We start from the raw sequence: 23873 nt of genomic DNA, 5'->3' as shown, positions 1-23873 counted from the left end.
ATGAATATCATCGGACCCGATACGCTGGTCTTCGGCGTGGACGACGTCGCCGCCTGCAGCCAATATCTGCTTGACTACGGGCTGCTGCCGGTGCGCAGCGACAATACCGGCGGCCGTTTCGAGGCACTCGACGGAACGGGCATCGACATCGCTCGCCGCGACGATCCGGCATTGCCGCCTGCGCTCGGCACGGCAAGCATGCTGCGCAAGACGATTTACGGCGTCGCGGATGCCGCGACGATCGACGCGATCGCGGCGGAACTGTGCCGCGACCGCGAAGTGCGCACGCTCGCCGACGGATCGATCGAATCGCTCGACGACATGGGTTTTGCGATCGGCTTCCAGGTCACCAGGCGCCGTCCGCTCGCCTTGGCCGCCGAGCCCGTGAATGCGCCGGGCGCGCCTGCGCAGCGCGCGCCGAACATCGTGGCCGTGAGCGACGACGCGGTGCTGACTCCGCGCACGCTCTCGCACGTCGTCTACTTCGTGCCGGATGCGGCGAAGGCCGAAGCGTTCTATGTGGAGCGCCTCGGCTTTCGCTGCACCGACCGATTCACGGGCGTCGGGCCATTCCTGCAGCCGGCCGGCACGCTCGACCATCACACGCTCTTCATGATTCAGACGCCGCCTTTCATGAAGGGTTGCGAGCATTTCACGTTCCATATGGGCGGACCGACCGAAGTGCTGCAGGCGGGCACGCGGTTCGTCGCGAAGGGCTACCAGTCGTTCTGGGGGCCGGGGCGTCATCGGTTCGGCTCGAACTGGTTCTGGTATTTCAACAGCCCGCTCGGCTGTCACGTCGAGTACGACGCCGACATGGATCTGCACGACGATGCATGGAACGCGCGCGAGGCGCCGATGGGTGCCGACGCGTCGCAACTGTTCCTGTTCCAGCATCGCGACAAGTGGGCGCCGGGCGGTTCTCCGCCGGGGGCGGCCGCGGCGAAGTCGGATTGACGGCGAGCATCGTTCCGTCATGTCCGAGACATATCCCGATCGCATTCGACTCGCCAGCGTCGACGATCTGCCCGATCCCGGCGCGCGCGGCTTCGATCCCGATGGGCAGGGGCACGACACGCTTTTTGTCGTGCGGTACGGCGCGCAGGTTCGTGCATATCGCGATGCGTGTCCGCACTTTTTCGGCGAAACGCAGATGGCCTGGCGCAAGGACGCCTACCTGAACGGTGACGGCACCCGAATCGTCTGCCACGCGCACGGGGCGCAGTTCGACATCGCAAGCGGTGAGTGCGTACTCGGCCCGTGCCTCGGTCAGCGGCTGACACCCGTCGAGATCGACGTGACGCGCGACGGCACCATCGTGCTGATCGCGACATGACACGCCCACACCAGGCATAACAAGGAGACATCCAGATGGCAGCCCCTCTTCAACACGTCCTCGTCATAGGCGGCGGATTTTCCGGTATGGCGACGGCGATCCAGTGCGCGAAGCTCGGCCTCACTGTCGACCTCGTCGAGATCGACCAGGGCTGGCGCTCGTACGGTGCCGGCATCAGCATTGGCGGGCCCACGTTGCGCGCGCTGCGCACGATCGGCGTGCTCGACGACTTCTTCGAACGCGGCCACGGCGGCGACGGCGTGAATCTGTACACGGCCGGCGGCCAGTCGATCGGCGTGCTGCCGACTCCGCGAGTGGCCGGCGAGGACGTTCCTGGCGGCGGCGCGATCATGCGCCCGGTGCTGGCCGATATTCTCGCCAAGGCGACACGCGCCGCAGGCGTGCGCGTGAAGCTCGGCTGCACCTTCTCGCGGATCGAGCCGCGCGGCGAACAAGTGGACGTGGCGTTCACGGACGGCACGCACGGTACCTACGACCTCGTGGTGGGCGCGGACGGCCTCTACTCGAAAGTGCGCGCAGCGGCGTTTCCCGATGCGCCGAAGCCGCGCTATACGGGCCAGGGCGTGTGGCGCGCCGTGGTGCCGCGACCGGCGGAGATCGCTTGCGCGACGATGTGGCTGGGGCACCGGATCAAGGCGGGTGTCAATCCGGTTTCCCGGGAGGAAATGTACGTCTTCGTCACCGAGGACAGGCCGACCAACGACTACATCGATCCCGCCGAATGGCCGCGCATGCTGTCCGAGTTGCTGGCCATGTTCGACGTGCCGCTGATCCGGTCCATCCGCGCGCAGATCGGCACCGAATCGCACGTCAACTACCGTCCGCTGGAAAGCCTGCTGCTGCCGGCGCCCTGGTTCAGCTCACGGGTGGTGCTCGTCGGTGATACGGTGCACGCGACCACGCCGCATATGGCGGCGGGCGCGGGCATAGGCATCGAGGATGCGATCGTGCTTGCCGAAGAGCTGGGGCGCGGTGCGACGGTGGAGGCTGCCTTGCAGGCATTCCAGGCGCGTCGTTGGGAGCGCTGCCGCATGGTGGTGGAAAACTCCGGGCGGCTTGGTGAGATCGAGATTGGCGGCGGCGACAAGGAGGAACACCGGCGCATCATGCACGAGACGCATATGAGTCTCGCGCGGCCTATCTGACGCAAGCGGAGGTACGATGGAGACGAACCTTTCCCCCACGACGCCGGCACCTGCCGACCGGTCGATATCGACCGACACGACGCGGCTTGGCGCGTTCGGCACCGTTGCGTTGATGCTCGCGCATTGCGCCGGCATGGTCGATCTGGTGGCCTTGCCGGTTTGGGTCGGCACGTTGATCGGTGCGTATCGGCTCGATCCCCAGAAGGCGGGCCTGCTCGCCACGCTGTTCCTGGCCGGTGCCGTGCTGAGCAGCGTCTTTTTCTCGCCGCGCTTGAATCGCCTGCCGGCGCGCGCGATGTCGACCGTCGGCTTCGGCATCGCGGCGGGCGCGTTCGTCGGCATCACGTCCGTGCCGGTTGATCGCTACCTGATGTTGGCGACGCTGCATGCCGTCGCGGGCGTCGCTGTCGGATGCGGCCTGAGCTTCACGCACGGCACCGTCGGGCGCAGCCGCAATCCGCATCGTTTGTTCGCGATCTCCGGCCTCGCGCTCGGCATCTTCGCTATCGCGTTTCTCGGCACCGTGCCGGGACTGATCGCAACGCATGGCGGCCCGATGCTGTTTCACGTTTTTGCGAGCGTGATGGGTGTTGCCGCGATCGCCTGCGCGCTCGCGTTTCCGTCGCTTCAAGCGCGCGGCAGCGCGGCAACCGGCGGCGAGCCTCGCTTCGAGCGTGTCGTCTGGTTCGGCATGGCAGGCGTCGGCTGCATGGCGCTGACGCAGTCGATGCTGTTCAGTTTTGTCCAGCGTATCGGCCTCGATCGCGGATTCGGTTTGAGCGCCGTGATCGCGACGTTGATCGCGCTCGGCATCGTCAACCTGTTTCCCGCTCCCGTCGCGGGACTGCTCGAAACGCGCGTGCCGGGCCGCAAGGTCGTGCAGGCGGGCCCCGTTGTGCAGGCCGCGCTGGCGCTGGTCATCACGCAAAGCGCGGCGTTCGTGCCGTACGCGGCGGCCACCTCGGTCTTTGCCGCCGTGATGATCTTCACCCACACCTTCGCGTTCGGCATGCTGGCGCGCATCGACCGCACCGGCCGCGCCGTGGCCGCGACGCCGGCGATGCTGATGACGGGCGCCGCCATCGGCCCGGTGCTCGGCGGCACGCTCGTCAAGCAGTCCGGCTACGGCAGCCTCGGGTTCGCTGCAGTGCTGATCGCCACCGCTGCGGCGGTCTGCTTCTCGCGGCTCGATCGCGGTTCCCCATCCCAAGGAGTCTGAACATGAAACCCGTTCGACGGTTCGTCGATCTCTCCATCTATCTCGAGAACGACGTTCTCTCCGATCCGCCGCCGCTCGCGCCGAGGATCAGCTATCAGAAGCACGGCGACACGCTGCCCGAATTCATGGCGATGCTGCCGGGTACAAAACCCGAGGACTATCCCGACGGTGAAGCTGCCGCCGCGGAGTGGGTCACGCTGACGACCCACAGTGGCACGCATCTCGACGCGCCCTGGCATTTCCACTCGACGATGGATGCGAGCCTGGGTGAGGCTCGACCGTCCATCACGATCGATCAGGTGCCGCTGGAATGGTGCTTCCAGCCGGGCGTGAAGCTCGATTTCCGGCACTTTCCGGACGGCTACGTCGCGACGGCGGCCGACATCGAGGCGGAACTCGCGCGCATCGGCCATGAACTGCAGCCGCTCGATATCGTCGTCGTGAACACGCGGGCCGGATCGCGCTACGGGCACGACGACTACGTCAATGCGGGCTGCGGCATGGGCTACGAAGCGACCATGTACCTGTTGGAGCGTGGCGTGCGCCTGACCGGCACGGATGCATGGAGCTGGGATGCACCGTTCTCCTATACCGCGAAAAAGATCGCGGAAACGGGCGATACGTCGCTGATTTGGGAAGGGCACAAGGCGGGGCGCGATATCGGCTATTGCCATCTGGAGAAGCTGCACAACCTCACGGCCTTGCCGCCGACCGGCTTCACGATCAGTTGCTTCCCGCACAAGATTCGCGGTGCGTCGGCAGGGTGGACGCGCGCCGTCGCGATTTTCGATGACACCGACGTGGAGGCAGCAGCATGAGCTTTCCAGCGATTCGTCGCGTGGTGACCGGACACGATGCCGACGGTCGGGCAGTCGTCGCATCCGACGGTCCTCTGCCGACCGTGGTGGAAATCGCCGCGATTCCCGGCACCGTATTCCACGAAGTGTGGAGCACGTCGTCGAGCCCCGCCATCGTGGACAACGGCGTCGATCCCACGGTTGGCGCGCTCGTGCTGCCGCCGCCGAAGCACGGCACCCGTATGCGCTTCGTCGACATTCCGCCCGACACGCCGGAATTTCTCGCGCACGGAGCGGTGAAGATGCACGACGCGTTCAGCCAGATCGGCGACGCAGCAGCGTCGACGGTGAAGGCCGGCTCGCCGCATCCGCTGATGCATCGCACCGAGTCGATCGATTACGGCGTGGTGATCGAAGGCGAAATGACCTTGATCCTCGACGATGCCGAAGTCGCACTGGCGCCGGGCAACGTGGTGATTCAGCGGGGAACCAACCATGCTTGGGCGAATCGCTCGGGTCGCCCATGCCGGATGCTGTTCGTTCTGATCGACGGCGCCTACGATCCGGCGATTGCCGCCGTGCTCGACACGCCCGCACACGGAGGCGCACGATGAAATTCGCCACCTTGCCCGATGGCAGCGCCGATGGCCGCTTGCTGGTCGTGTCGCGCGACCTGCGCCATGCCGTCGAAGCTGCACCGATCGCAACGACACTGGCTGATGTGCTCGATCGCTGGGACGTGCTCGCACCCGGCTTGCAGGCGCGTTACGACGCGTTGAACGCCGGCAGCGTGCGCGATGCGCGTCCGTTCCATCCGGCCGCCTGCGCTGCGCCCTTGCCGCGCAGTCCGCAGTGGTGCGACGGCTCGGCGTTTCTGAATCACGGCCGCCTGATGGAGCAGGCGTTCAATACTCCGCCGATTCCCGAGTTCGATACGGTGCCGGTCATGTACCAGGGCGCCAGCGACGATTTCCTTGGCCCGGCCAGCGACGTGCCCTTGCCTGACGAGGCCGACGGCATCGACTTCGAAGGCGAATTCGGTGTGGTGGTGGGGCACGTGCCGATGGGCGTATCGGCCGCCGGTGCGCTGCGCTGCATCCGCCTGATCGTGCAGCTCAACGACTGGAGCCTGCGGGCGTTCGGCCCGCGCGAAATGAAGACGGGCTTTGGTTTCCTGCAGGCCAAGCCCTCTACGAGCTTTGCACCGGTTGCCGTCACGCCCGACGAACTCGGCGAGCACTGGCGCGACGGCCGCGTGCATCTGAGCCTGCACGTCGAATGGAACGACCGCTGGTTCGGTCATCCGCATGGACGCGAGATGAACTTCGGCTTCGGTGAGCTCGTCGCGCATGCGGCCCGTACGCGCCGCCTGTCGGCGGGGACGATCGTCGGGTCCGGCACGGTGTCGAATGCCGATCGCAACGCGGGCTCGGCGTGCGTCGCCGAGCGCCGCGTGATCGAAATGATCGACGAAGGGGCCGCGCGCACGCGGTTCATGCGCTTTGGCGACCGGGTCAGGATGACGGCGCGCGATGACGCCGGCAACGCACCGTTCGGCACGATCGATCAGCGGGTCGTGCGCGCGCCGCGCGCCGACGACGCGGAGGCCCGGCCATGAGAGTGCTGGTGACCGGGGCGGGCGGATTTGTCGGAACGGCGTTGGTCGAACGGCTGCTGCGCGACGGTATCGCGGAGCCCGGCGATGTGTCGGAACTGCTGTTGGTCGACCGGCAAGCGGAGTGGCCGTACGACGATGCGCGAATCACGGCACGGGTCGGCGATTTCAGCAGCCCGGAGATTCTCGAGCCGCAGCTGTCGAAACCTGTCGACGTCGTCTTTCATCTGGCGAGCATGCCCGGCTCGCAGGCGGAAGCCGAACCGGCTGAAGGCGACCGGGTGAATCTGTCGGGGATGCTGGCGCTGTTCGAGCGCCTGGCGAAGCAAGCGACGGAGCAGGGGCGTGCGGCGCGCGTCGTCTATGCCAGCAGCGTTGCGGTGTTGGGCGAGTCGTTACCCCCGTCCGTGGACGAGCACACCCTGCCGCGCCCGACGATGAGCTACGGCGTGCACAAGCTGGTTGGCGAGCTGATCCTGGCCGACTGGACGCGACGCGGCAAGCTGGATGGCCGTGCGTTGCGCCTGCCGGGCATCGTGGCTCGTCCGGCGCTTTCTGCGGGACATGGGTCCGCGTTCATGAGCCAGATCTTCCGCGCGGCGCAGAGCGGCCAGTCTTATACCTGTCCCGTTTCTCCCTCGGCCACCGTGTGGTGGATGTCCCGCAGATGCTGTGTCGACAACCTGCTGCACGCCGGACGCATGTCCGCAGAGGGGTTGCACGTCGGCCGAGTCTGGACGCCCCCGGTGCTGCATCTGTCGGTTCAAGAGATCGTCGATGCGTTGGTCCGGCGGTTCGGCTCGTTCGACATCGACTACGCGCCGGTGGAGCGGATCGAGCGGCTATTCGGACGACAACCGCCGCTGAATGATCGCCGTGCCATCGAGGCGGGATTTCGGCACGACGGTACGATCGACGCGCTCGTCACCCATGCGCTCGAGCGCACGTGAGTTCCGGCACGAACCTCGTGATCGTGATCCGTTCAGTTTCGGCCGTCGCAGCCTCCGGCGCCGGACACCTGGTTGCCGGACAGCGTGCGCGGCCCGAAAGGGGCGGCGGAATTTGTTTGCATGGAAAAATGAAGCGGGCAATCATGGCGGCTTGCTTTGCAAGCCATTGATTTCATTAATTTATGCCGTTCAGCTTCATTGGTGAACGTCAGCCGGCCAGGCGTGCGTCACGCGTTCGTGTCGACCCAGAGGCGGCCCCAGCGGGACGCGTAGGCGAGCGCGTGCTCTTCCTCGAAGAAGAAATCGATCGCGTCGAACGAAACGGCGCGCGGCGACGGGCCGCCGCTCGCCTTCTCGATCGTCAGGTTGGCGGCGAACAGCCCGTTCGGCAACCGGGCGGCAGCGGGGGCGACTTCGTAGCCCTTGTAGCGGATCGTACGGTTCATGGCATGCGCGGAGAAAGTTCGGAGGTTCAGCGTACGAAAACCCGCCCGCGGCGTGAACCAATCTTTCGGCCAATGCAAATCACGCAGTGGGCCGAATCGTTATCGGTGGTGGGGAACGGGCAATGGCGAAAGGCGTCGACGTACACGGCGCGTGGCCGCTCGTCCGAATGTGCACCGCCCGCGCCGGCGAATGGAATCGGCCGGGCGCGGGCGGTGGGAGGCGGGGAAATTACTGGTTGGCGATCTTCAGCACGGGCGCGAGTGCGTCGACCGATGCCGCATGCGAGGCCGCGCGATGCGATGCGAACGCGAGCGCGAACTCGGCCGCCTGCGTGCCGACCGTCTCGAGTTGCGCGACGACCTTCGGATCCGAGCAGCTGTCGGCGCTGTCGAAGCGCGTTTCGAGCGTGTTCACGGTCGCGCCGAACGGCGTCGGCCAGCCGCGCAGCGCATGCACGATCGACCGCAGCGACGTCAGCACGGTGCCGGCTGCCTGCCAGCCGTAGGCGGTGACGATCAGGCCGACCGCACGGCCGTCGAGATACGGCCGATCGTCCGCACGCAGTTCCTCGAGCGTGTCGAGCGCGTTCTTCACGAGGCCGGAGACGCCGCCGTGATAGCCGGGCGTCGCGATGATGATCGCGTCGGCCTGGCGCACGGCGTCGATCAGTTCGCGCTGCGCGTCGGTCAGCGTTTTGTGTTCGGGCGCGTAGTGCGGCAGCGTATGCAGGAACGGGCCGTCGAACAGGCGCGTGCGTGCGCCGGCCGCTTGCGCGCCGCGCAACGCGAACGACAGCGCGCGTTCGGTCGACGACGCTGCACGGGTGGTACCGCCAATGCCGACGACGAACGGGCGGCGGTGTTGATCGAATGCAGTCAAGGGGCGCTCCTTGGGGATGGCTTGCCCGGCTAAGCACAGGCTTAAAACCAGATGGTAACGACCCCGCCGCCACTCTGAAAACGACTTTTCGTTCTATCGATATGCCGCGCGGCCGGGGCAATCGTGTGCGCGGCCTCCCAGATCGATAGCAGAAATGCTTGGTTGGGACGGCGGGCCGCGGTCGATAAGATGGGTCCGTCTCCTCCATGATGTCTCTACTGACATGGGTTAGCCCCGCCGCGCGGATGCAGGCGGGGCTTTTTTTCGTCCCGGTCAGGAAACGGGGCGCAATGCGCCGGGCCGTTGCCCGTTATCCGTTACTCGAACACCGGCCGGAAGAAGCTGCGCTCGTAGCTGACGATGCAGCGCGTTTCTTCCGCGTAGCGGAACGCGGCCTGGCAGGCCGGATCGTCCATCGAGCGTTCGCGGTAGCGCTCGTATTCGGCGAGGCTCGGGAACGAGAACATCGCGAGCGCGATGTTGTTCGCCCCTTCGGACGGCAGGAAGTAGCCGTGATGCGTGCCGCCGAACTTTTCGACGAGCGGAATCCACATCTTGCCGTAGGTTTCGAACTGGTCGAGCTTGTACGGATCGATGACGTAGCGAAGGTAGCAGGTGATCATGGGCGCGCTCGATGAGAGAAGGAACCCGCGAGTCTGGAAGGTGCCGCCGCATGTGTCAACGGCGCTCGCCGGCGCATGAGCCGGCCACGGGGCGCGTTGCTTGCGCAAACAACGATCGGCGCGCTTTCGTGCATTCGCAACGACCGGCTCAGCGCTGCGGCGGACACCGTTTCAACCGTCTCTCCGGCGCGCGTTTCCCCAAACTTTTTACGACATTTTTTCTTGCGAGGGCCGCGGGCGCGCTCATAGACTTCGGGCATCCCAACCACGGAGCAAGGCAATGTCGATACCCTGGAACGCGATCGCCGAACGGTCTCCCGCCGCGCCGCCTTCCGTGTGCGCCGATCGGGTGACCGTGCGGCGTTTCGACCCGGCCTTCGACAGTTATGCACAACTTACGCCGATGCTGCATCGCGCGTTCGCGCGGCTCGGCGCGATGGGACTCAACTGCACGTGCGTCGACCAGAGCGAGGATGTCACGCGCCGCCGCGCGGAAGCGGGCGAGTGCTACGTCGCCGTGTGCGGCGGGCGCGTGATCGGCACGGCCACGCTGTATGCGACCGATCCGTCGTCGGCGTGCTCGCTGTACCGGCGCGAAGGTGTCGCGAGCGTGCGGCAGGTGGCGGTGGACCCCGAATGCCAAAGCCGCGGAATCGGCGCGCTGCTGCTGTCGTTCGCCGAACAGTGGGCCGCGCTGCGTGGCTATACGCTGCTCGCACTCGATACGCCGCATCCCGCTTCGCACCTGCTCGCGTTCTACGGCGCGCAGGGTTTCGACGTCGTCGACGTGATGCGCTTCGACGGCAAGCGCTACGACAGCGCGATCCTTTGCAAGCGGCCCGTCGCGCAGGTGGCGCGCCGCGTGGCGCCGGCGTCACGCATGGCCGCGCGCGTGGCGGCCGTGCGGCGTCTTGCGTATGCGTTGCCGTCGCGCGTGGTCGCCGTGGCCCGGCGCGGCCAGCACGTGCGCCGTGGCGCAGGCTGGGCGGCACGACGCGCGGCCGGTGCCGCGAGTTGCCGCTCGACGCCGTGGCGTCCGCGTCAGCACGGGCGCTACACGTTCGGCTGACCGTCGCGCGCCGGTTCGTTTTCCTGTTTTTCCGCGTAAACGTCGGATGAGCGGAGTGTGGCGCTCCCGCTCGTGTACGGCCCTTGAGACACCCCCGCCGCGCCGCGGCGAAACGGACGTTTACGCGCTTTTTATACCCTGACGCGATCCTTTGCCGCGATCTTCACGCGAACCTTCATAAGATGGTTGCATGGAAACGGAAGCTGCACGCGAGATCGCGCGCAGGCAGCCGGCTCGCGTGATCGATGCCGGATGCTGCTGCGCGGGGCGTGCCGGCAAAAGGAAACCGCCATGTCTCTCGCACCCGTGACAGGCCCGCGCCCCGCGCAGCCGGGCCATGCGCGCACGGCCGCGCGCTCGATGTTCGATCCCGCACTCGTGCGCCCGGCGATCGCGGATTCGTTCCGGAAACTCACGCCGCGCACGCAGTTCCGCAACCCGGTGATGTTCTGCGTGTACGTCGGCAGCATCCTGACCACGATCCTGTGGATTGCCGCGCTGTTCGGCCAGGCCGAAGCGCCTGCCGGCTTCATCGTCGCGATCGCGCTGTGGCTGTGGTTCACCGTGCTGTTCGCGAACTTCGCCGAGGCGCTCGCGGAAGGGCGTTCGAAGGCACAGGCTGCGTCGCTGCGCAGTGCGAAACACAACGTGGTCGCGAAAAAGCTCGTGGCGCCGCATGCGAAGGCGGCCGTCGAGGTGATGGCGTCGACCGACCTGCGCAAGGGCGACGTCGTGCTCGTCGAAACCGGCGACACGATCCCGGCCGACGGCGACGTGATCGAAGGCGTCGCGTCGGTCGACGAATCGGCGATCACCGGCGAATCCGCGCCGGTGATCCGCGAATCGGGCGGCGACTTCTCGTCGGTCACGGGCGGCACGCGCGTGCTGTCCGACTGGATCGTCGTGCGGGTTGCCGTCAATCCGGGCGAGGCGTTCCTCGACCGCATGATCGCGATGGTCGAAGGCGCGAAGCGCAAGAAGACGCCGAACGAGATCGCGCTGACGATCCTGCTCGTCGCGCTGACGATCGTGATGCTGCTCGCGACTGCCACCTTGCTGCCGTTCTCGACGTTCGCGGTCGAAGCGATGAAGGCCGGCCACGTGGTGACGATCACCGCGCTCGTCGCACTGCTCGTGTGCCTGATCCCGACGACGATCGGCGGATTGCTGTCCGCGATCGGCGTGGCCGGGATGAGCCGGATGATGCAGGCGAACGTGATCGCGACGTCGGGCCGCGCGGTGGAAGCGGCCGGCGACGTCGACGTGCTGCTGCTCGACAAGACCGGCACGATCACGCTCGGCAACCGCCAGGCATCGACGTTCGTGCCCGCGCCGTTCGTGACCGAGGAAGCGCTGGCCGATGCCGCGCAACTGTCGTCGCTCGCCGACGAAACGCCGGAAGGCCGCAGCATCGTCGTGCTCGCGAAGCAGCGCTTCAACCTGCGCGAGCGCGACATGCAGGCGCTGCATCCGGTGTTCCTGTCGTTCAGCGCGCAGACGCGGATGAGCGGCGTCGACTTGCCCGGCCGCGAGATCCGCAAGGGCGCGGCCGACGCGATCAAGCATTACGTCGAGTCCCACGGCGGCTGCGTCACGCGCGAAGTCGAAGCCGTCGTGACCGACATCGCGCGTCGCGGCAGCACGCCGCTCGCGGTGGCGGAGCGTGTCGACGGTGTCGCCCGCGTGCTCGGCGTGATCGAGCTGAAGGACATCGTGAAGGGCGGCATCAAGGAGCGCTTTGCAGAGCTGCGCAAGATGGGTATCAAGACCGTGATGGTGACGGGCGACAACCGGTTGACGGCCGCGGCGATCGCGGCGGAAGCGGGCGTCGACGATTTCCTCGCGGAAGCGACGCCGGAAACCAAGCTCGCGACGATTCGCGAGCACCAGGCGGTAGGCCGTCTGGTAGCGATGACGGGCGACGGCACCAACGACGCGCCGGCGCTCGCGCAGGCCGACGTGGCGGTCGCGATGAACACCGGCACGCAGGCGGCGAAGGAAGCCGGCAACATGGTCGACCTCGACTCGAATCCGACGAAGCTGATCGAGATCGTCGAGATCGGCAAGCAGATGCTGATGACGCGCGGGTCGCTGACGACGTTCTCGATCGCGAACGACGTCGCGAAGTATTTCGCGATCATCCCGGCCGCGTTCGCGACGACGTATCCGCAGCTGCGCGTGCTCGACGTGATGCATCTCGCGTCGCCTGCATCCGCGATCCTGTCCGCGGTGATCTTCAATGCATTGATCATCGTCGCGCTGATTCCGCTCGCGCTGAAGGGCGTGCGCTATCGTCCGCTCGGCGCGGCGCCGCTGCTGCGCAGGAACCTGCTGCTGTACGGCCTCGGCGGCGTGCTGCTGCCGTTCCCGTTCATCAAGCTGATCGACATGGTGCTGGTGGCCTGCGGATGGGCGTGAGCATGAGCGCGCACCGTGCCCCTTGCGCAGGCGCGCATCACGCACCGGACGAAGGCGCTGCCGGATGAGCGAACCGAGCGTCGTCATCGTGATCGTCGACGAGGACAAGTTCATCCGGCATTTCGTCCGTGTCGCGCTGAAGGCCGAACACATGCACGTCTTCGAGGCCGCGACCGGTACGGCGGGCGTAGCGGCCGTCGGCGCGCGACGTCCCGACCTGATCGTCGCGGACACGAACCTGCACGATCTCGGCGGCACCGACTTGATCCGTGCGCTGCGCGCGTGCTCGGCCGCGCCGCTGATCGTGCTGTCGGCGCTGAGTGCGGAAAGCGACAAGGTGGCCGCGCTCGACGCGGGCGCGGACGATTACCTGACCAAGCCGTTCGGCGCCGCCGAGCTGATCGCGCGGATTCGTGCGCACCTGCGGCGGCAAGCCGGCGGCGGGCGCATCGATGCGGTGTGCGTCCGCTTCGGCGACGTGACCGTCGATCTCGGCGATCGCCAGGTGCTGCGCGGCGGGGCGCGCGTCCATCTGAGCCCGATCGAATTCCGGCTGCTGGCCGCGCTCGCGCATCACGCGGGCGGCTGCTGACGCACGACCGCCTGCTGAGCGAAGTGTGGGGCGCGGCACACGGCAAGGATGCGCACTACCTGCGCGTATATGTCGGCCACCTGCGGCGCAAGCTGGAGTGCGATCCGCGCCGGCCCGCGTACATCGTCACGGAGACGGGCGTCGGTTACCGGCTCGCCGGCGCACGGTAGCGACGCGCTCAGGGGTTCGCGGCCGTCCGCGGCGCGTCGCTCGCCGCGCCGTTCGTACTGCGCAGTTGCGCGTCGAATTGCTGCACGCGCAGCGCGACCCGCTGCGCATAGCGCTTCGTGCCGCCGTTGTAGCGCACGAGCGCGGTTTCGACGTCGCCGTCCGCATCGTCGAGATAGCCGCGGAAGATCGCCGCGCCGATCCGCACGTTGGTGGCCGGATCGGAGAGATCCTTCACGTGCGCGACGAGATCGCGATGAGCGGTGGGCATCACCTGCATCAACCCGCGCGCGCCGGCGACGCTGACCGCGTGGCGATCGAAGCCCGACTCGACCGCGATGATCGCGAGCAGCAGTGCCGGCGCAAGCCCGTAGTGATCCGATTCGGTCTGCACTGCTCGCGCGATCGTGCGCGCGTCGGCGTACGCGACGTGAAAACGGTCGCGCAGCGCGGTGACGATCGTGTCGAGGGTCGGGGGAAGCGAGGGGGCGGGCGCGCTGACGGCGCTGTCCGGCGCCGCGGGTGTGTCGTCCGCATGCGCGGGCAGCGCGATCGGCAGCGGCAGCATGATCGGGAAGAGCAGCAGAAGCCGCTTCAGCCGCAAGGCCGGGCGCACGCGCGTGCGTGGCAGCGGCCGGTCATACGATGGATAGGTTTCCTGCATGTCGTCGCATCGTGGTTCCGATGCGACGACTGTACGCAGTTACGCATTGCGACCGTCGAAAGAAACCGGTTCGCCCGATAAACGGCGCGTAAAGACGGGCGACGAGCGCCCCGCGTCACCCGTCGCGGCGCGTATCGCCACCGCCTTTCGCGAGGCGCCACGCAATCGTGCCGAGCACGCCGACCGCGACGACCAGCGCGCCCCACAGCACGTAGCGGCGCGGTGCGTCCGTATCGGCCACTGACGCCGGCGCGACCGCCGACACCGGCAACGCCGCGCCGACGCGCGCGGGCCGCACTTCGGGCGCCATGCCGACCAGCAATGCGTCGCGGCTCACGGCCGACGACACGAGCGACGCGTCGCCGACACCGAGCGTAAACGGCGGCGTGCCGCGCGCGACGAACGTCAGCGCGGCCGGATGCCAGCCGATCGCGACGGCCGGCTGGCCGCCGCCGAATCCGCCATTGCGCATGTCGACGACGATCCGCCACGCGTGATCCGTATTCGCCGCGAATTCGAGCGGCGGATTGCGCTGCTCGCCGGCCTTGCCCTGCAGCCGGAACAGCACGGCGCCCGCGACGTCGCGCCACGGCGCCTGCGCGTCGGCGCGGCTCTGCAGCGTCGCGCGCGCGACGGTATTCGGCTGCGGCAGGTCGATGCGCACGCGGTCGACCGGATAGGCGCCGTCGGTGTCGAACAGATACTCGCCAGGCGTGCCGCCGGCCCGCACGCGCACGGCGTCGCGCCATTGGCGCGGCACGGATGCGGTGTCGGCCCCGCGCGCATCGCGCAGGTGCGTCTCGACGTCGATCGACGCGATCGCGGGCGCACCGTCGAGCCAGTCGAGTCGCAGGTAGCGCGGCGCCGCGCCTTCGAGCGCGATGCGTTCCTGCACCAGCATCGCGTCGCCGCGGCCGACCTTCAGCAGTTGCGTGCTGCCGAGCGGCCGCCAGCTGCGCAGGTCGTCGCTGGCTTCGACGGCCACACGCCCCTGGTAGCTGTCGTCGCTCACGTGCACGAGCAGCGCGTCGATCTCGCCCTCCGCATGCGACAGGTCGACGAGATCCGCGCCATGCTTCGCGCGCACCGGTGCGGCGACGCCCGCGCGCAGCGCGCCGTCCGGGCCGACCGTCACGCCGAGTGGCGCGTTGGCGTTGTCGGCGCGGGCAGGCGGCAGCGGAAACCAGTGCACCGGCGTGCGCGTCGGCGGGACGGCGGCCGCGGCCGCCGCGGGGGCGTCGAGCGAATACGGCACCGGCTCGCCCGCGCTGTTGAAGATGCGCACGTCACCGAGATCCTCGCGCCGGCTCGCCGCATAGACGGGCTGCGGCACGGTGAGCTGGTAATACGCGGCGGTGCCGTCGAGGTCGAGCGCAAAGCGCTGCGCTGCGCGGCCGTCGGCCGCCGCGAATGACGCGAGCAGGCTCAGTCCGAGCAGGGCGGCGAGTCGTTTCATGCGTGGTCGTCCTGTTGCGCGGCGGCCTTCGGCGGCAGCGGCGAGAAATACCCGATCAACAGCAGCAGCACGCCGATGCCGATGAACGACACGATGCGCTCGATGCCGGACACGTGCGACAGGTCGAACAGGAACAGCTTGACGACCGTGAGCGCGAGCAGCGCGGCGCCGACGAACCACAGCGGACGCAGCCCGCGGCGCGTGGCCCAGATCGTGATCGCGAGCGCGCAGAGCGTCCAGTACACGGACACCGACGCCTGCACGAGCGTCGATGCCGCCATCGCGCCGAGTTCGTACGGCACGCCGGCCCAGTGATGCAGCGTGCGCAACAGGATCGCGTTCAGCCACAGGAACGCGGTCGCGCCGGCCGCGCTCACCAGCTCGACGCGATACTTGCCGAACGACCAGCCAAGCTTGCGTGCGCGCACGAACCACGACGCGGCGAGTGCATAGACGACCGCGAGCACGAGGTCGAGCGGGTTGAAGAGGGGCACGCGCGCCCAGCTTCCGCCGTCCTGCGTGAAGTTCGCGTAGAAGGTCCACACCCACATCACGACGATGAGCGGCAGCGACGCGAGCGCGCACATGCGGGCGATGCCGTCGCGGCGCGTCAGCCACATCCCGGCAAAAGCGAACAGGCTCCAGCCGACCATGAACACCTGCTGGATGCCGAACGACGACAGCACGGTGTCGATGTCGTAGGCCAGGTGGAAGCGATGATGCAGCGTGCGCAGCATCAGTGCGTTGAACCACAGGAACACGGTCGCAATGGCCGCGTAGTCGACGACGCGCGGATGCCACGCGATGCCGAGCGTTTTCAGGCGGCGCAGCCACACGGCGAACGCGACGAACACGAGGCACTGCGCGACGTCGAGCGGGTTGAGCAGCGGGAGCCAGAAAAGCGGCGCGGCGTTGCCGTCGCTGATCACGCTGGCGATGCTCCACAGCCACAGCAGCGCGGCGAGCGGCGCCGCGCCCCATACCTGGTACGCGCGCGGAAACGCCGCAACCGGCCAGCGCAGCCGCGAGCCTGGGCCCGACACCAGCAGGAGCAGCGCACCGAAACCGTAGGCCCATGCGCTCCAGCTCCACGCGCCTTCGGGCACGTACGCACGCAGGCGCCAGAAGCCTTCGAGCGACAGCAGCCCGCACACGGTCCAGAACATCAGCGTATGCAGCGGCGCGACGATGCCTGCGGAGAGGGATGGCGCGCCGCCGCGTGCCGAGCCTGACGCGGAACCGGCGCCTGCCGTGCCGCGCGACTGGCGCCACAGCAGCGCAAGTCCTGCGCCGACCGCGACGGGCCACGCGAACGCGCCCATCCCCGACAGCGGAGCCTCGTGTGCATCGAACGCACGCAGCGCGAGCAGCGCCAGCACCGGCGTCAGCGCGAGCGCGGGCCATTCGGCGAGCGGCCACGCCAGCCGGCGGCGCGCGGCATGCGCGAGCCACGCGGTGCCGGCCGCGAACAGCGCAGTCGTATCGACGACGAAGCGGTCGGCATGCAGGTCGACGTGACGGCTCGCGTAGACGAGGATCTCGTGCAGGCCGCCGCTCACCCACCACAGCAGCCCCCAAGCGGCGGCCGCGGCGCCGATCTCGGGCATCCACGCATGCCACGCGCGCGCTTCGCCGCGCCCGTGCAGCCACCAGCCGGTGAACAGGCCGGCGAGCGCGATCAGCAGCATCGCGATGTATGGGCTGTTGAGCACCGGCAGTGCGGCGGCGTCGGCCGGCCCGAGCAGGCTCGTGAAGAATGCGCCGGCCGCGGCAACCTGCATCAGCAGCCCGAAGCCGAACCGCAGCATGCGTTTCTCGCGCACGCCGAGCCACACGACGGCCGCGCCTTCGATCGCCCACGCGGCGCTGGTCGTCGGGCCGGAGAACGCGAGCGGCACGGCCAGCGTCGCGAAGATCACCGCGAGCGCGAGCGTGGATTCGAACAGCAGCGCGAGGCGGTCGCGGCGCCGCGCGAGCCACGCGGTGACCACGACGTAGAACGCCGACAGCGCGACGGCGCTCCACGCGAGCCCGAACGGCATGTCCTTCACGAGCGATGCCTGCAGCGCGGTCGCGACGATCGGCGTGCCGAACACGAGCGTGCCGTCCACGTAGTGCCGCAGCGCGAGTTCGCGTTTCACCGCATACAGCAGCGCGATGCCGACGTACATCAGGAAGAACAGGATGAGGAACGGCTCGGTGCTCGCGAACAGCGCGGGGCGGTAGGCCGTCACGCCCCATGCCGAGCCGATCGTGAACGTGAACACGAAGCCGAGCAGGTTCAGCGGACGCCAGGCCTTGAACCAGGCGATCGCGAAGATGCCCGCGTTCAGCAGCGCGTAGTAGCTGAACAGCGCGACATGATTGCCGTGGCCGGTCGACAGCAGCACCGGCGCGAGAAAGCCGCCCGCGGTGCCCATGAACGCGAGCGGCAGTGCGTTCTGCCGCACCGCGAGGAACGCGCTCAGCGCGCACACGGCCACCATCAGCGGGAACGCGGCGCCGACGGGCAGCAGTGCGTAAAGCTTGGTCGCGGCGAAGATCGTCAGGTACAGGATGCCGACGCCGCCGCCCTGCAGCACGAGCCCGTACGCCGCACGGCGTGCGCGCACGCGCCAGCCGATCGCGAGCAGCGCGGCCGCGGCCAGCGCGGTGCCGGCGAGGCGGAATTCGATCGGCAGCATGTTGTTGTCGGCCGCGTACTTGAGCAGGAACGCGACGCCGAAGAACAGCACGATGATCCCGACGCGCACGACCGTGTTGCCGCCGAGCAGCCAGTCGCGCGCGGCGCGGAATGCGCGCTCGACGAGGTCGGGTTCGCGCGGTTTGGGCGGCGCGGGGAGCCGACGGTGCGGGCGCCGCGGCGGCAGGCGTTTCGCTCGCGCGGATCGCGGCGGCCGGTGTCGGTGCCGGCGTGGCGGCGCGAACGGGGAGGGAACGGGTGCCGATGCGGATACCGATGCGTCCGGGCGTGCGGCGGCCGGCTGGGCAGGCATGCGCGGCGGCAGGGCGACCGAAGGCGGCAAGGATGCGGATGGGGATGCCGAGGCAGAGGCAGAGGCGGAGGCGGAGGCGGAGGCGGAGGCGGAGGCGGAGGCGGAGGCGGAGGCGGAGGCGGCCCCGGTCGGCGTGTACACGGTCGCGCCAGTCGCGGCCGAGCCGGCCTTCGCGCCGGCCAACTGGCCGCGCAACGACGCGACTTCACGCGTCAGCGTCTCGACGGTCGCCTCGAGGCGCGCGACGCGCTCGGCCAAGGGAACCGGCGGCTGGGCGGGCGGTGCCTGCATCGCGAACGCGCCGGGGGCCGTGCCGTTGTTCTTGCGCTTGCGCTGTTGCAGCGTGTTGTCGAGGCAGAATCCGATCGCGGCACCGAGCACTGCGCCGGTGATGCCGGAGAAATCCCCGATCAATGCGGCAATCCCGCCCACGATGAAGCCGATTGCGGTAAAAGCCCAGTTCATCTCGCCTTTGCTCCCTCTCTCTCGTATCGTTATCGGCCTGCGATCGGACGTTTGCCGGTCGAGGCGGTATCGGCATGGCCGGCAGGCGAACCGGCATGCGCTGCCGACCACGGTGGCCGCGTGGCGGCCTGCGTCGCGATCGGCGTGTTGGCGGGGAATGTATCACAGCGGCTGTCGCGAAATTTCCGGGTTGGCGCGGTATCGCGGCGTGCTCCGTCCGGTGTCGCCGCGCGGTTTTTTGCACGGTCATGCTTTTTATCGGGGGAGACGATACGCTTTCGTCTGAGCAGATCGGCGCGTGATCGGACGTGAAATTGTCGTAAAGCGACGCGTGCCCGATGCGATTTGCCGCAACGCGCGACGCGATATGCGCCGCGCTGCTGCGCACAAGTCCGACCCGCGATGCCCGTCGTTGCTGGACATGCGCGTATTGCGCCGCCGCAATCGGGTGCCGCCGCGTGCCGCGGCCCGCCCGGCGGGGCTGGCGGCCGTGTCGTATTTGCGCAAGCGTTTGTCGTAATTCGTCGGCAGGTCGGGGTTTTTTCTGGCAACTATGTAGGCACGCTAAGACAAGCGCGAGTCCCGCTACACGAGGAGAAGGTTTCGATGGATGCCCCCAAGGTCGTGGTCGAAGGTCTGTGCAAGGTGTTTGGAAGCAACCCGCAGCAGGCGCTCGACATGCTCGCCGCCGGCGCGACGAAGGACGATGTGCTCAAGCGCACCGGCCAGGTCGTCGGCGTGCACAACGTCTCCTTCGATGTGCAGGAAGGCGAAATTTTCGTGCTGATGGGCCTGTCCGGCTCCGGCAAGTCCACGCTGATCCGCCTCGTGAACCGGCTGGTCGATCCCAGCGCCGGCAAGGTGATGATCGACGGGCTCGACGTCGCGTCGGCGCGCCGCTCGGCGCTGACCGCGCTGCGCCGCAAGGACATGAGCATGGTGTTCCAGTCGTTCGCGCTGATGCCGCATCGCTCCGTGGTGTCGAACGCCGCGTTCGGCCTGGAAGTCGCGGGCGTCGGCAAGAAGGAGCGCGAGCGCCGCGCGATGGAAGTGCTCGAGCAGGTCGGCCTCGCACCGTTCTCGCACAAGCTGCCGTCGGAACTGTCGGGCGGCATGCAGCAGCGCGTCGGCCTCGCCCGCGCGCTGGCCGTGAACCCGTCGCTGATGATCATGGACGAGGCGTTCTCCGCGCTCGATCCGCTCAAGCGCCGGGAAATGCAGGATGTGCTGCTGCAGCTGCAGAAGGAACAACGCCGCACGATCATGTTCGTGTCGCACGATCTGGAAGAAGCGCTGCGCATCGGCAACCGTATCGCGATCATGGAAGGCGGCCGGCTCGTGCAGGTCGGCACGCCGCAGGACATCATCGCGAACCCGGCCGACGATTACGTGCGCGCGTTCTTCGACGGCATCGACACCAGCCGCTACCTCACGGCCGGCGACCTGATGCAGACGGGCGCCGTGCCGATCGTGTCGAAGTGCGATGCCGCGAACGTCGCGGCGACGCTGAACGGCAGTGCCGACTATGCGTTCGTGCTCGATGCGCAACGCAAGATCCGCGGCTTCGTCACGCGCGATGCGATCGGCCAGGCGACGCCGTCCGTGAGCCCGATCGAATCCATCCGCCGCGATGCGTCGCTCGAACATGTCGTCGCGCGCGTGGTCGCGAGCCCGAATGCGCTGCCGGTCGTCGACGACGACGGCTGCTACTGCGGCTCGGTCGATCGTGCGCTCATCCTGAAGGCCATCACGCGTTCGCGAGGTTCCCATGTCTGAAATGATTCCGCTCGGTACCTGGGTCGACCAGTCCGTTCACTACCTGCTCGACCACGACGCCAAGACGTTCGACGCGATCGGCCAGGCGATCGAGGGGCTCGCGGCATTCGTCGAGCACGGCCTGCAGGCGATCCCGATGTGGCTGATGATGGCCATCTTCATCGGCGTCGGGCTGTGGCGGGTGGGCTGGCGCTTCGCGCTGTTCACGACGCTGTCGCTGCTGCTGATCTTCGCGACGGGCTTCTGGGACCAGACGGTCATCACGCTCGGCCTCACGCTGTCGTCGACGATCATCAGCCTCGTGCTCGGCATCCCGCTCGGCATCTGGGCCGCGAAGAGCAAGTGGGTCGCCGCGATCGTGCGCCCGATCCTCGACCTGATGCAGACGATGCCCGCGTTCGTCTACCTGATTCCGGCTGCGATGCTGTTCGGTCTCGGCCGCGTGCCGGGGATCCTGTCGACGGTGATCTTCGCGATGCCGCCGGCGGTGCGCCTGACGAGCCTCGGGATCCGCCACGTGAACCGCGAGATCGTCGAAGCCGGCCAGGCCTTCGGCTGCACGCCGTGGCAGCTGCTGTACAAGGTGCAGTTCCCGAACGCGCTGCCGTCGATCATGCAGGGCGTGAACCAGACGATCATGATGGCGCTGTCGATGGTGATCATCGCGTCGATGGTGGGTGCGGGCGGCCTCGGCAACGACGTGCTCGCCAGTATCCAGCGCCTCGACATCGGCCTCGGTTTCGAAAGCGGCCTGTCGGTCGTGTTGCTCGCGATCATTCTCGATCGCATCACCGAAAGCTTCGGCCGTGCGCCGGGCACCGTGAAGGCGCCGCTGTTCTCGGGTCTCAAGCAGCTGTTTCGCGTGAAAGCCGCGCCCGCTCAGGCGTGAGCTCCGGCGGCCGGACCCCGGCCGCTCATCCTGAACATGGATAACGGCCTCCGCGGCTTGCGCCGCGGGGCTGGCCCCCTGCAACCTCCTCGCCAGGAGACCGATGTGACGTCCGCCGTTGCTGTCGCGCCCGCAGCCTGCGTTTCACCGGTTTCATCGCTCGCCCATTTCGGCTTCCTGACGCTGCCGAACTTCTCGATGATCGCGTTCTCCAGCGCTGTCGAAGTGCTTCGGATGGCGAACTACGTCGGGCGTGCCGATCACTACCAGTGGTCGATCTATTCGCTCGACGGCAGTCCGGTGCACGCCAGCAACGGCATCGCGGTACGGCCCACGCAGGCGCTCGACTACACCAACCTGCCCGACGTGATGATCGTGTGCGGCGGCATCCGCATCCGCGACGTGGTCGACGAGGGTGCACGCGATACGCTCGCGGCGCTTGCCGAACGCGGCCTGCCGCTCGGCGGCATCTGCACGGGCGCGTATGCGCTGATGTCGAGCGGGCTGCTCGACGGCTATCGCTGCACCGTGCACTGGGAGAACCTGTCCGCGCTGCATTCGGAGTTTCCGCAGGTCGGCTTCGCCGACGAACTGTTCGTCGTCGATCGCGACCGGCTGACCTGCACCGGCGGCACCGCGCCGCTCGACCTGATGCTGAACCTCGTCGGCATGCGCTTCGGCCAGCAGCTGGCCGCGCAGGTATCCGAGCAGTTCATCCTCGAGCGCATCCGCAGCTCGACCGACACGCAGCCGATTCCGGTCGATGCGCGCGTCGGCTTCTCGCGCGCGGAGTTGATCGAGGTCGTGCGGCTGATGGAGGCGAACATCGAGGAGCCGCTGTCGCTCGAGGAACTCGCGCGGCTTGTGCGGCTGTCGCAGCGGCACCTGCAGCGCATGTTCAAGGTGTACCTGAACGTGTCGCCGACCCACTATTACCTGACGCTGCGCCTGAAGCGCGCGCGCGACCTGCTGCGCACGACCGACGCGTCGATCGCACGCGTGACGACCGTCTGCGGCTTTCATTCGCCCTGCCATTTCAGCAAGGCCTACCGCGCGCAGTTCGGCCACGCGCCGAGCTACGAGCGCCGGTTGCCGGGGCGCTGACCGAACCCATGGTCCGCGACGCCGCCGGGATCGCGGCGCGCGGCTTCAATAAACGATCCCGCATTCAAGCAAACGACATCACTTTGAGGAGAAGCAAGATGAAGCGCCTATTGATCGCAGCGGTGTGCGGGATCGGGATATCCGCGCCGATGTCGGCCGTGTACGCGGCCGATCCGCCCGTGTGCAAGAACGTGCGCTTCGCGGACGTCGGCTGGTCCGACATCGCGGCGACCACGGGCCTCGCGTCGACGATGCTGCAGGGGCTCGGCTACAACCCGACGAAGACGATCGCATCGGTGCCGATCACGTTCGCCGGCATCAAGAGCAAGCAGATCGACGTGTTCCTCGGCTACTGGTCGCCGACGATGGACCCGATCATCCAGCCGTTCACGAAGGCCGGCCAGATCAAGGTGCTTTCGACGCCGAACCTGACCGGCGCGAAATATACGCTCGCGGTGCCCGACTACGTGTACCAGGGCGGCCTGAAGTCGTTCGCGGATATCCAGAAGTACGCGGACAAGCTCAACGGCAAGATCTACGGGATCGAGCCGGGCAACGACGGCAACCTGCTGATCAAGAAGATGATCGACGGCAACCAGTTCGGCCTCGGCAAGTTCAAGATGGTCGAGTCGAGCGAGGCCGGGATGCTGGTCGAGGTGAATCGCGCGATCCGCGACAAGCAGTGGATCGTGTTCCTCGGCTGGGAACCGCATCCGATGAACGTGCAGATGAAGATCGACTACCTGAGCGGCGGCGACGACGTGTTCGGCCCGAACTACGGCGAAGCGAAGGTGCTGACGGCGACGCCGCCCGACTACGCGCAGCGCTGCCCGAACGTCGCGAAGTTCGTGTCGAACCTGCAGTTCACGACGTCGATCGAGAACCACGTGATGACGCCGATCATGAACAAGGAAGACCCGAACAAGGCGGCGGCCGAGTGGCTGAAGGCGAACCCGCAGGCGCTCGACAAGTGGCTCGCGGGCGTGACGACGCTCGACGGCAAGCCGGGCCTGCCGGCGGTGAAGGCTTATCTCGGCGTGCATTGAGCGAGGTGCGCGGGGCTTCGCGGTCCTGACTGGAAGCCCGGCGTGCTGTCGAGCCGGCGGAAGCAGGGTACACATCCTGCTTTCGCCGGCTTTTTGCATTCGGCTTCATGCGCGGCCCGACCGTGAGCGGCCGATGCGCTAGACTGCCCGATTCCGATCAAGGAGGCGGTCATGATCCGCAACAGGCGCGATGTATCC

19 protein-coding genes and 2 pseudogenes are annotated in these 23873 nt (G+C 67.8%); 15 read left to right on the top strand and 6 right to left on the bottom strand.

Features of this window, described 5'->3' with window-relative positions; all coding sequences use genetic code 11:
• From LXE91_RS23165 to LXE91_RS23130, 8 genes are read left to right on the top strand one after another with little or no spacing between them, the layout of a single operon-like run.
• The gene (locus tag LXE91_RS23165; RefSeq protein WP_039346674.1) at positions 1-957 is read left to right on the top strand and encodes a VOC family protein; all 957 of its coding nucleotides are present in this window, start codon (positions 1-3) and stop codon (positions 955-957) included.
• 19 nt (positions 958-976) lie between these two features.
• Positions 977-1336 (top strand): Rieske (2Fe-2S) protein, encoded by a 360-nt coding sequence (locus LXE91_RS23160; protein ID WP_039346672.1) that lies wholly within the window; start codon positions 977-979, stop codon positions 1334-1336.
• A 35-nt stretch (positions 1337-1371) separates the two neighbouring features.
• Positions 1372-2502, top strand: coding sequence for an FAD-dependent oxidoreductase (locus LXE91_RS23155; RefSeq protein ID WP_039346671.1), 1131 nt, complete (start codon positions 1372-1374; stop codon positions 2500-2502).
• Between the two features lie 16 nt (positions 2503-2518).
• Positions 2519-3721, top strand: a complete 1203-nt coding sequence (locus tag LXE91_RS23150; RefSeq protein WP_082139587.1) for an MFS transporter — start codon at positions 2519-2521, stop codon at positions 3719-3721.
• 2 nt (positions 3722-3723) lie between these two features.
• Positions 3724-4539 (top strand): cyclase family protein, encoded by an 816-nt coding sequence (locus LXE91_RS23145; protein ID WP_039346669.1) that lies wholly within the window; start codon positions 3724-3726, stop codon positions 4537-4539.
• Positions 4536-5132, top strand: coding sequence for a cupin domain-containing protein (locus LXE91_RS23140; protein WP_039346667.1), 597 nt, complete (start codon positions 4536-4538; stop codon positions 5130-5132). The genes LXE91_RS23145 and LXE91_RS23140 overlap by 4 nt, the downstream gene beginning before the upstream one ends.
• On the top strand, positions 5129-6136 hold the full coding sequence (locus LXE91_RS23135) for a fumarylacetoacetate hydrolase family protein (RefSeq protein WP_039346665.1): 1008 nt from the start codon (positions 5129-5131) through the stop codon (positions 6134-6136). Before LXE91_RS23140 ends, LXE91_RS23135 begins: the two co-directional genes overlap by 4 nt.
• A complete protein-coding gene (locus LXE91_RS23130; protein WP_039346664.1) occupies positions 6133-7083 on the top strand; it encodes an NAD-dependent epimerase/dehydratase family protein in 951 nt (316 codons plus the stop codon). The genes LXE91_RS23135 and LXE91_RS23130 overlap by 4 nt, the downstream gene beginning before the upstream one ends.
• A gap of 227 nt (positions 7084-7310) precedes the next feature.
• On the opposite strand, the gene LXE91_RS23125 is transcribed toward LXE91_RS23130, so the two are convergent.
• From LXE91_RS23125 to LXE91_RS23115, 3 genes are all read right to left on the bottom strand, one after another.
• Positions 7311-7529: a hypothetical protein gene (locus tag LXE91_RS23125; RefSeq protein WP_011354057.1), complete on the bottom strand. Its 219-nt coding sequence runs from the start codon at positions 7527-7529 to the stop codon at positions 7311-7313.
• A gap of 229 nt (positions 7530-7758) precedes the next feature.
• Positions 7759-8409, bottom strand: a complete 651-nt coding sequence (locus tag LXE91_RS23120) for an NADPH-dependent FMN reductase (RefSeq protein ID WP_027790596.1) — start codon at positions 8407-8409, stop codon at positions 7759-7761.
• 317 nt (positions 8410-8726) lie between these two features.
• Positions 8727-9032 (bottom strand): NIPSNAP family protein, encoded by a 306-nt coding sequence (locus LXE91_RS23115; RefSeq protein WP_039346660.1) that lies wholly within the window; start codon positions 9030-9032, stop codon positions 8727-8729.
• 280 nt (positions 9033-9312) lie between these two features.
• Between LXE91_RS23115 and LXE91_RS23110 the strand changes: the two genes are divergently transcribed.
• The 3 genes and pseudogenes from LXE91_RS23110 to LXE91_RS23100 all read left to right on the top strand — a co-directional run bounded on the left by LXE91_RS23110 (position 9313) and on the right by LXE91_RS23100 (position 13281).
• The gene (locus LXE91_RS23110) at positions 9313-10101 is read left to right on the top strand and encodes a GNAT family N-acetyltransferase (protein ID WP_039346659.1); all 789 of its coding nucleotides are present in this window, start codon (positions 9313-9315) and stop codon (positions 10099-10101) included.
• Between the two features lie 360 nt (positions 10102-10461).
• Complete coding sequence (kdpB, locus tag LXE91_RS23105; RefSeq protein ID WP_039346696.1) at positions 10462-12519, top strand: potassium-transporting ATPase subunit KdpB; 2058 nt, start codon at positions 10462-10464, stop codon at positions 12517-12519.
• A 64-nt stretch (positions 12520-12583) separates the two neighbouring features.
• Positions 12584-13281, top strand: a pseudogene (locus tag LXE91_RS23100) (response regulator).
• An 8-nt stretch (positions 13282-13289) separates the two neighbouring features.
• On the opposite strand, the gene LXE91_RS23095 reads toward LXE91_RS23100, so the two are convergent.
• From LXE91_RS23095 to LXE91_RS23085, 3 genes are all read right to left on the bottom strand, one after another.
• The gene (locus LXE91_RS23095; protein ID WP_052760204.1) at positions 13290-13943 is read right to left on the bottom strand and encodes a lytic transglycosylase domain-containing protein; all 654 of its coding nucleotides are present in this window, start codon (positions 13941-13943) and stop codon (positions 13290-13292) included.
• Between the two features lie 115 nt (positions 13944-14058).
• Positions 14059-15399, bottom strand: a complete 1341-nt coding sequence (locus LXE91_RS23090) for a DUF3999 domain-containing protein (RefSeq protein WP_039346657.1) — start codon at positions 15397-15399, stop codon at positions 14059-14061.
• The gene (locus LXE91_RS23085; protein ID WP_278068169.1) at positions 15396-18860 is read right to left on the bottom strand and encodes a DUF2339 domain-containing protein; all 3465 of its coding nucleotides are present in this window, start codon (positions 18858-18860) and stop codon (positions 15396-15398) included. The genes LXE91_RS23090 and LXE91_RS23085 overlap by 4 nt, the downstream gene beginning before the upstream one ends.
• A gap of 370 nt (positions 18861-19230) precedes the next feature.
• On the opposite strand from LXE91_RS23085, the pseudogene LXE91_RS23075 reads away from it, so the two are divergent.
• From LXE91_RS23075 to LXE91_RS23060, 4 genes and pseudogenes are all read left to right on the top strand, one after another.
• Positions 19231-20636: pseudogene (locus LXE91_RS23075) on the top strand (quaternary amine ABC transporter ATP-binding protein); the annotation flags it as partial.
• A complete protein-coding gene (gene choW, locus LXE91_RS23070; RefSeq protein ID WP_006480571.1) occupies positions 20629-21525 on the top strand; it encodes a choline ABC transporter permease subunit in 897 nt (298 codons plus the stop codon). The pseudogene LXE91_RS23075 and the gene choW, both read left to right, overlap by 8 nt.
• A gap of 105 nt (positions 21526-21630) precedes the next feature.
• Positions 21631-22629, top strand: a complete 999-nt coding sequence (locus LXE91_RS23065) for a GlxA family transcriptional regulator (RefSeq protein ID WP_039346651.1) — start codon at positions 21631-21633, stop codon at positions 22627-22629.
• A 98-nt stretch (positions 22630-22727) separates the two neighbouring features.
• Positions 22728-23675, top strand: coding sequence for a choline ABC transporter substrate-binding protein (locus LXE91_RS23060; protein WP_039346649.1), 948 nt, complete (start codon positions 22728-22730; stop codon positions 23673-23675).
• Positions 23676-23873: the final 198 nt, after the last annotated feature.

The organism is Burkholderia contaminans, from assembly GCF_029633825.1.
Taxonomy (GTDB): Bacteria; Pseudomonadota; Gammaproteobacteria; order Burkholderiales; family Burkholderiaceae; genus Burkholderia; species Burkholderia contaminans.
The sequence above is the reverse complement of the archived record's forward strand: the minus strand, read 5'-3'. Positions and strand labels throughout refer to the sequence as shown.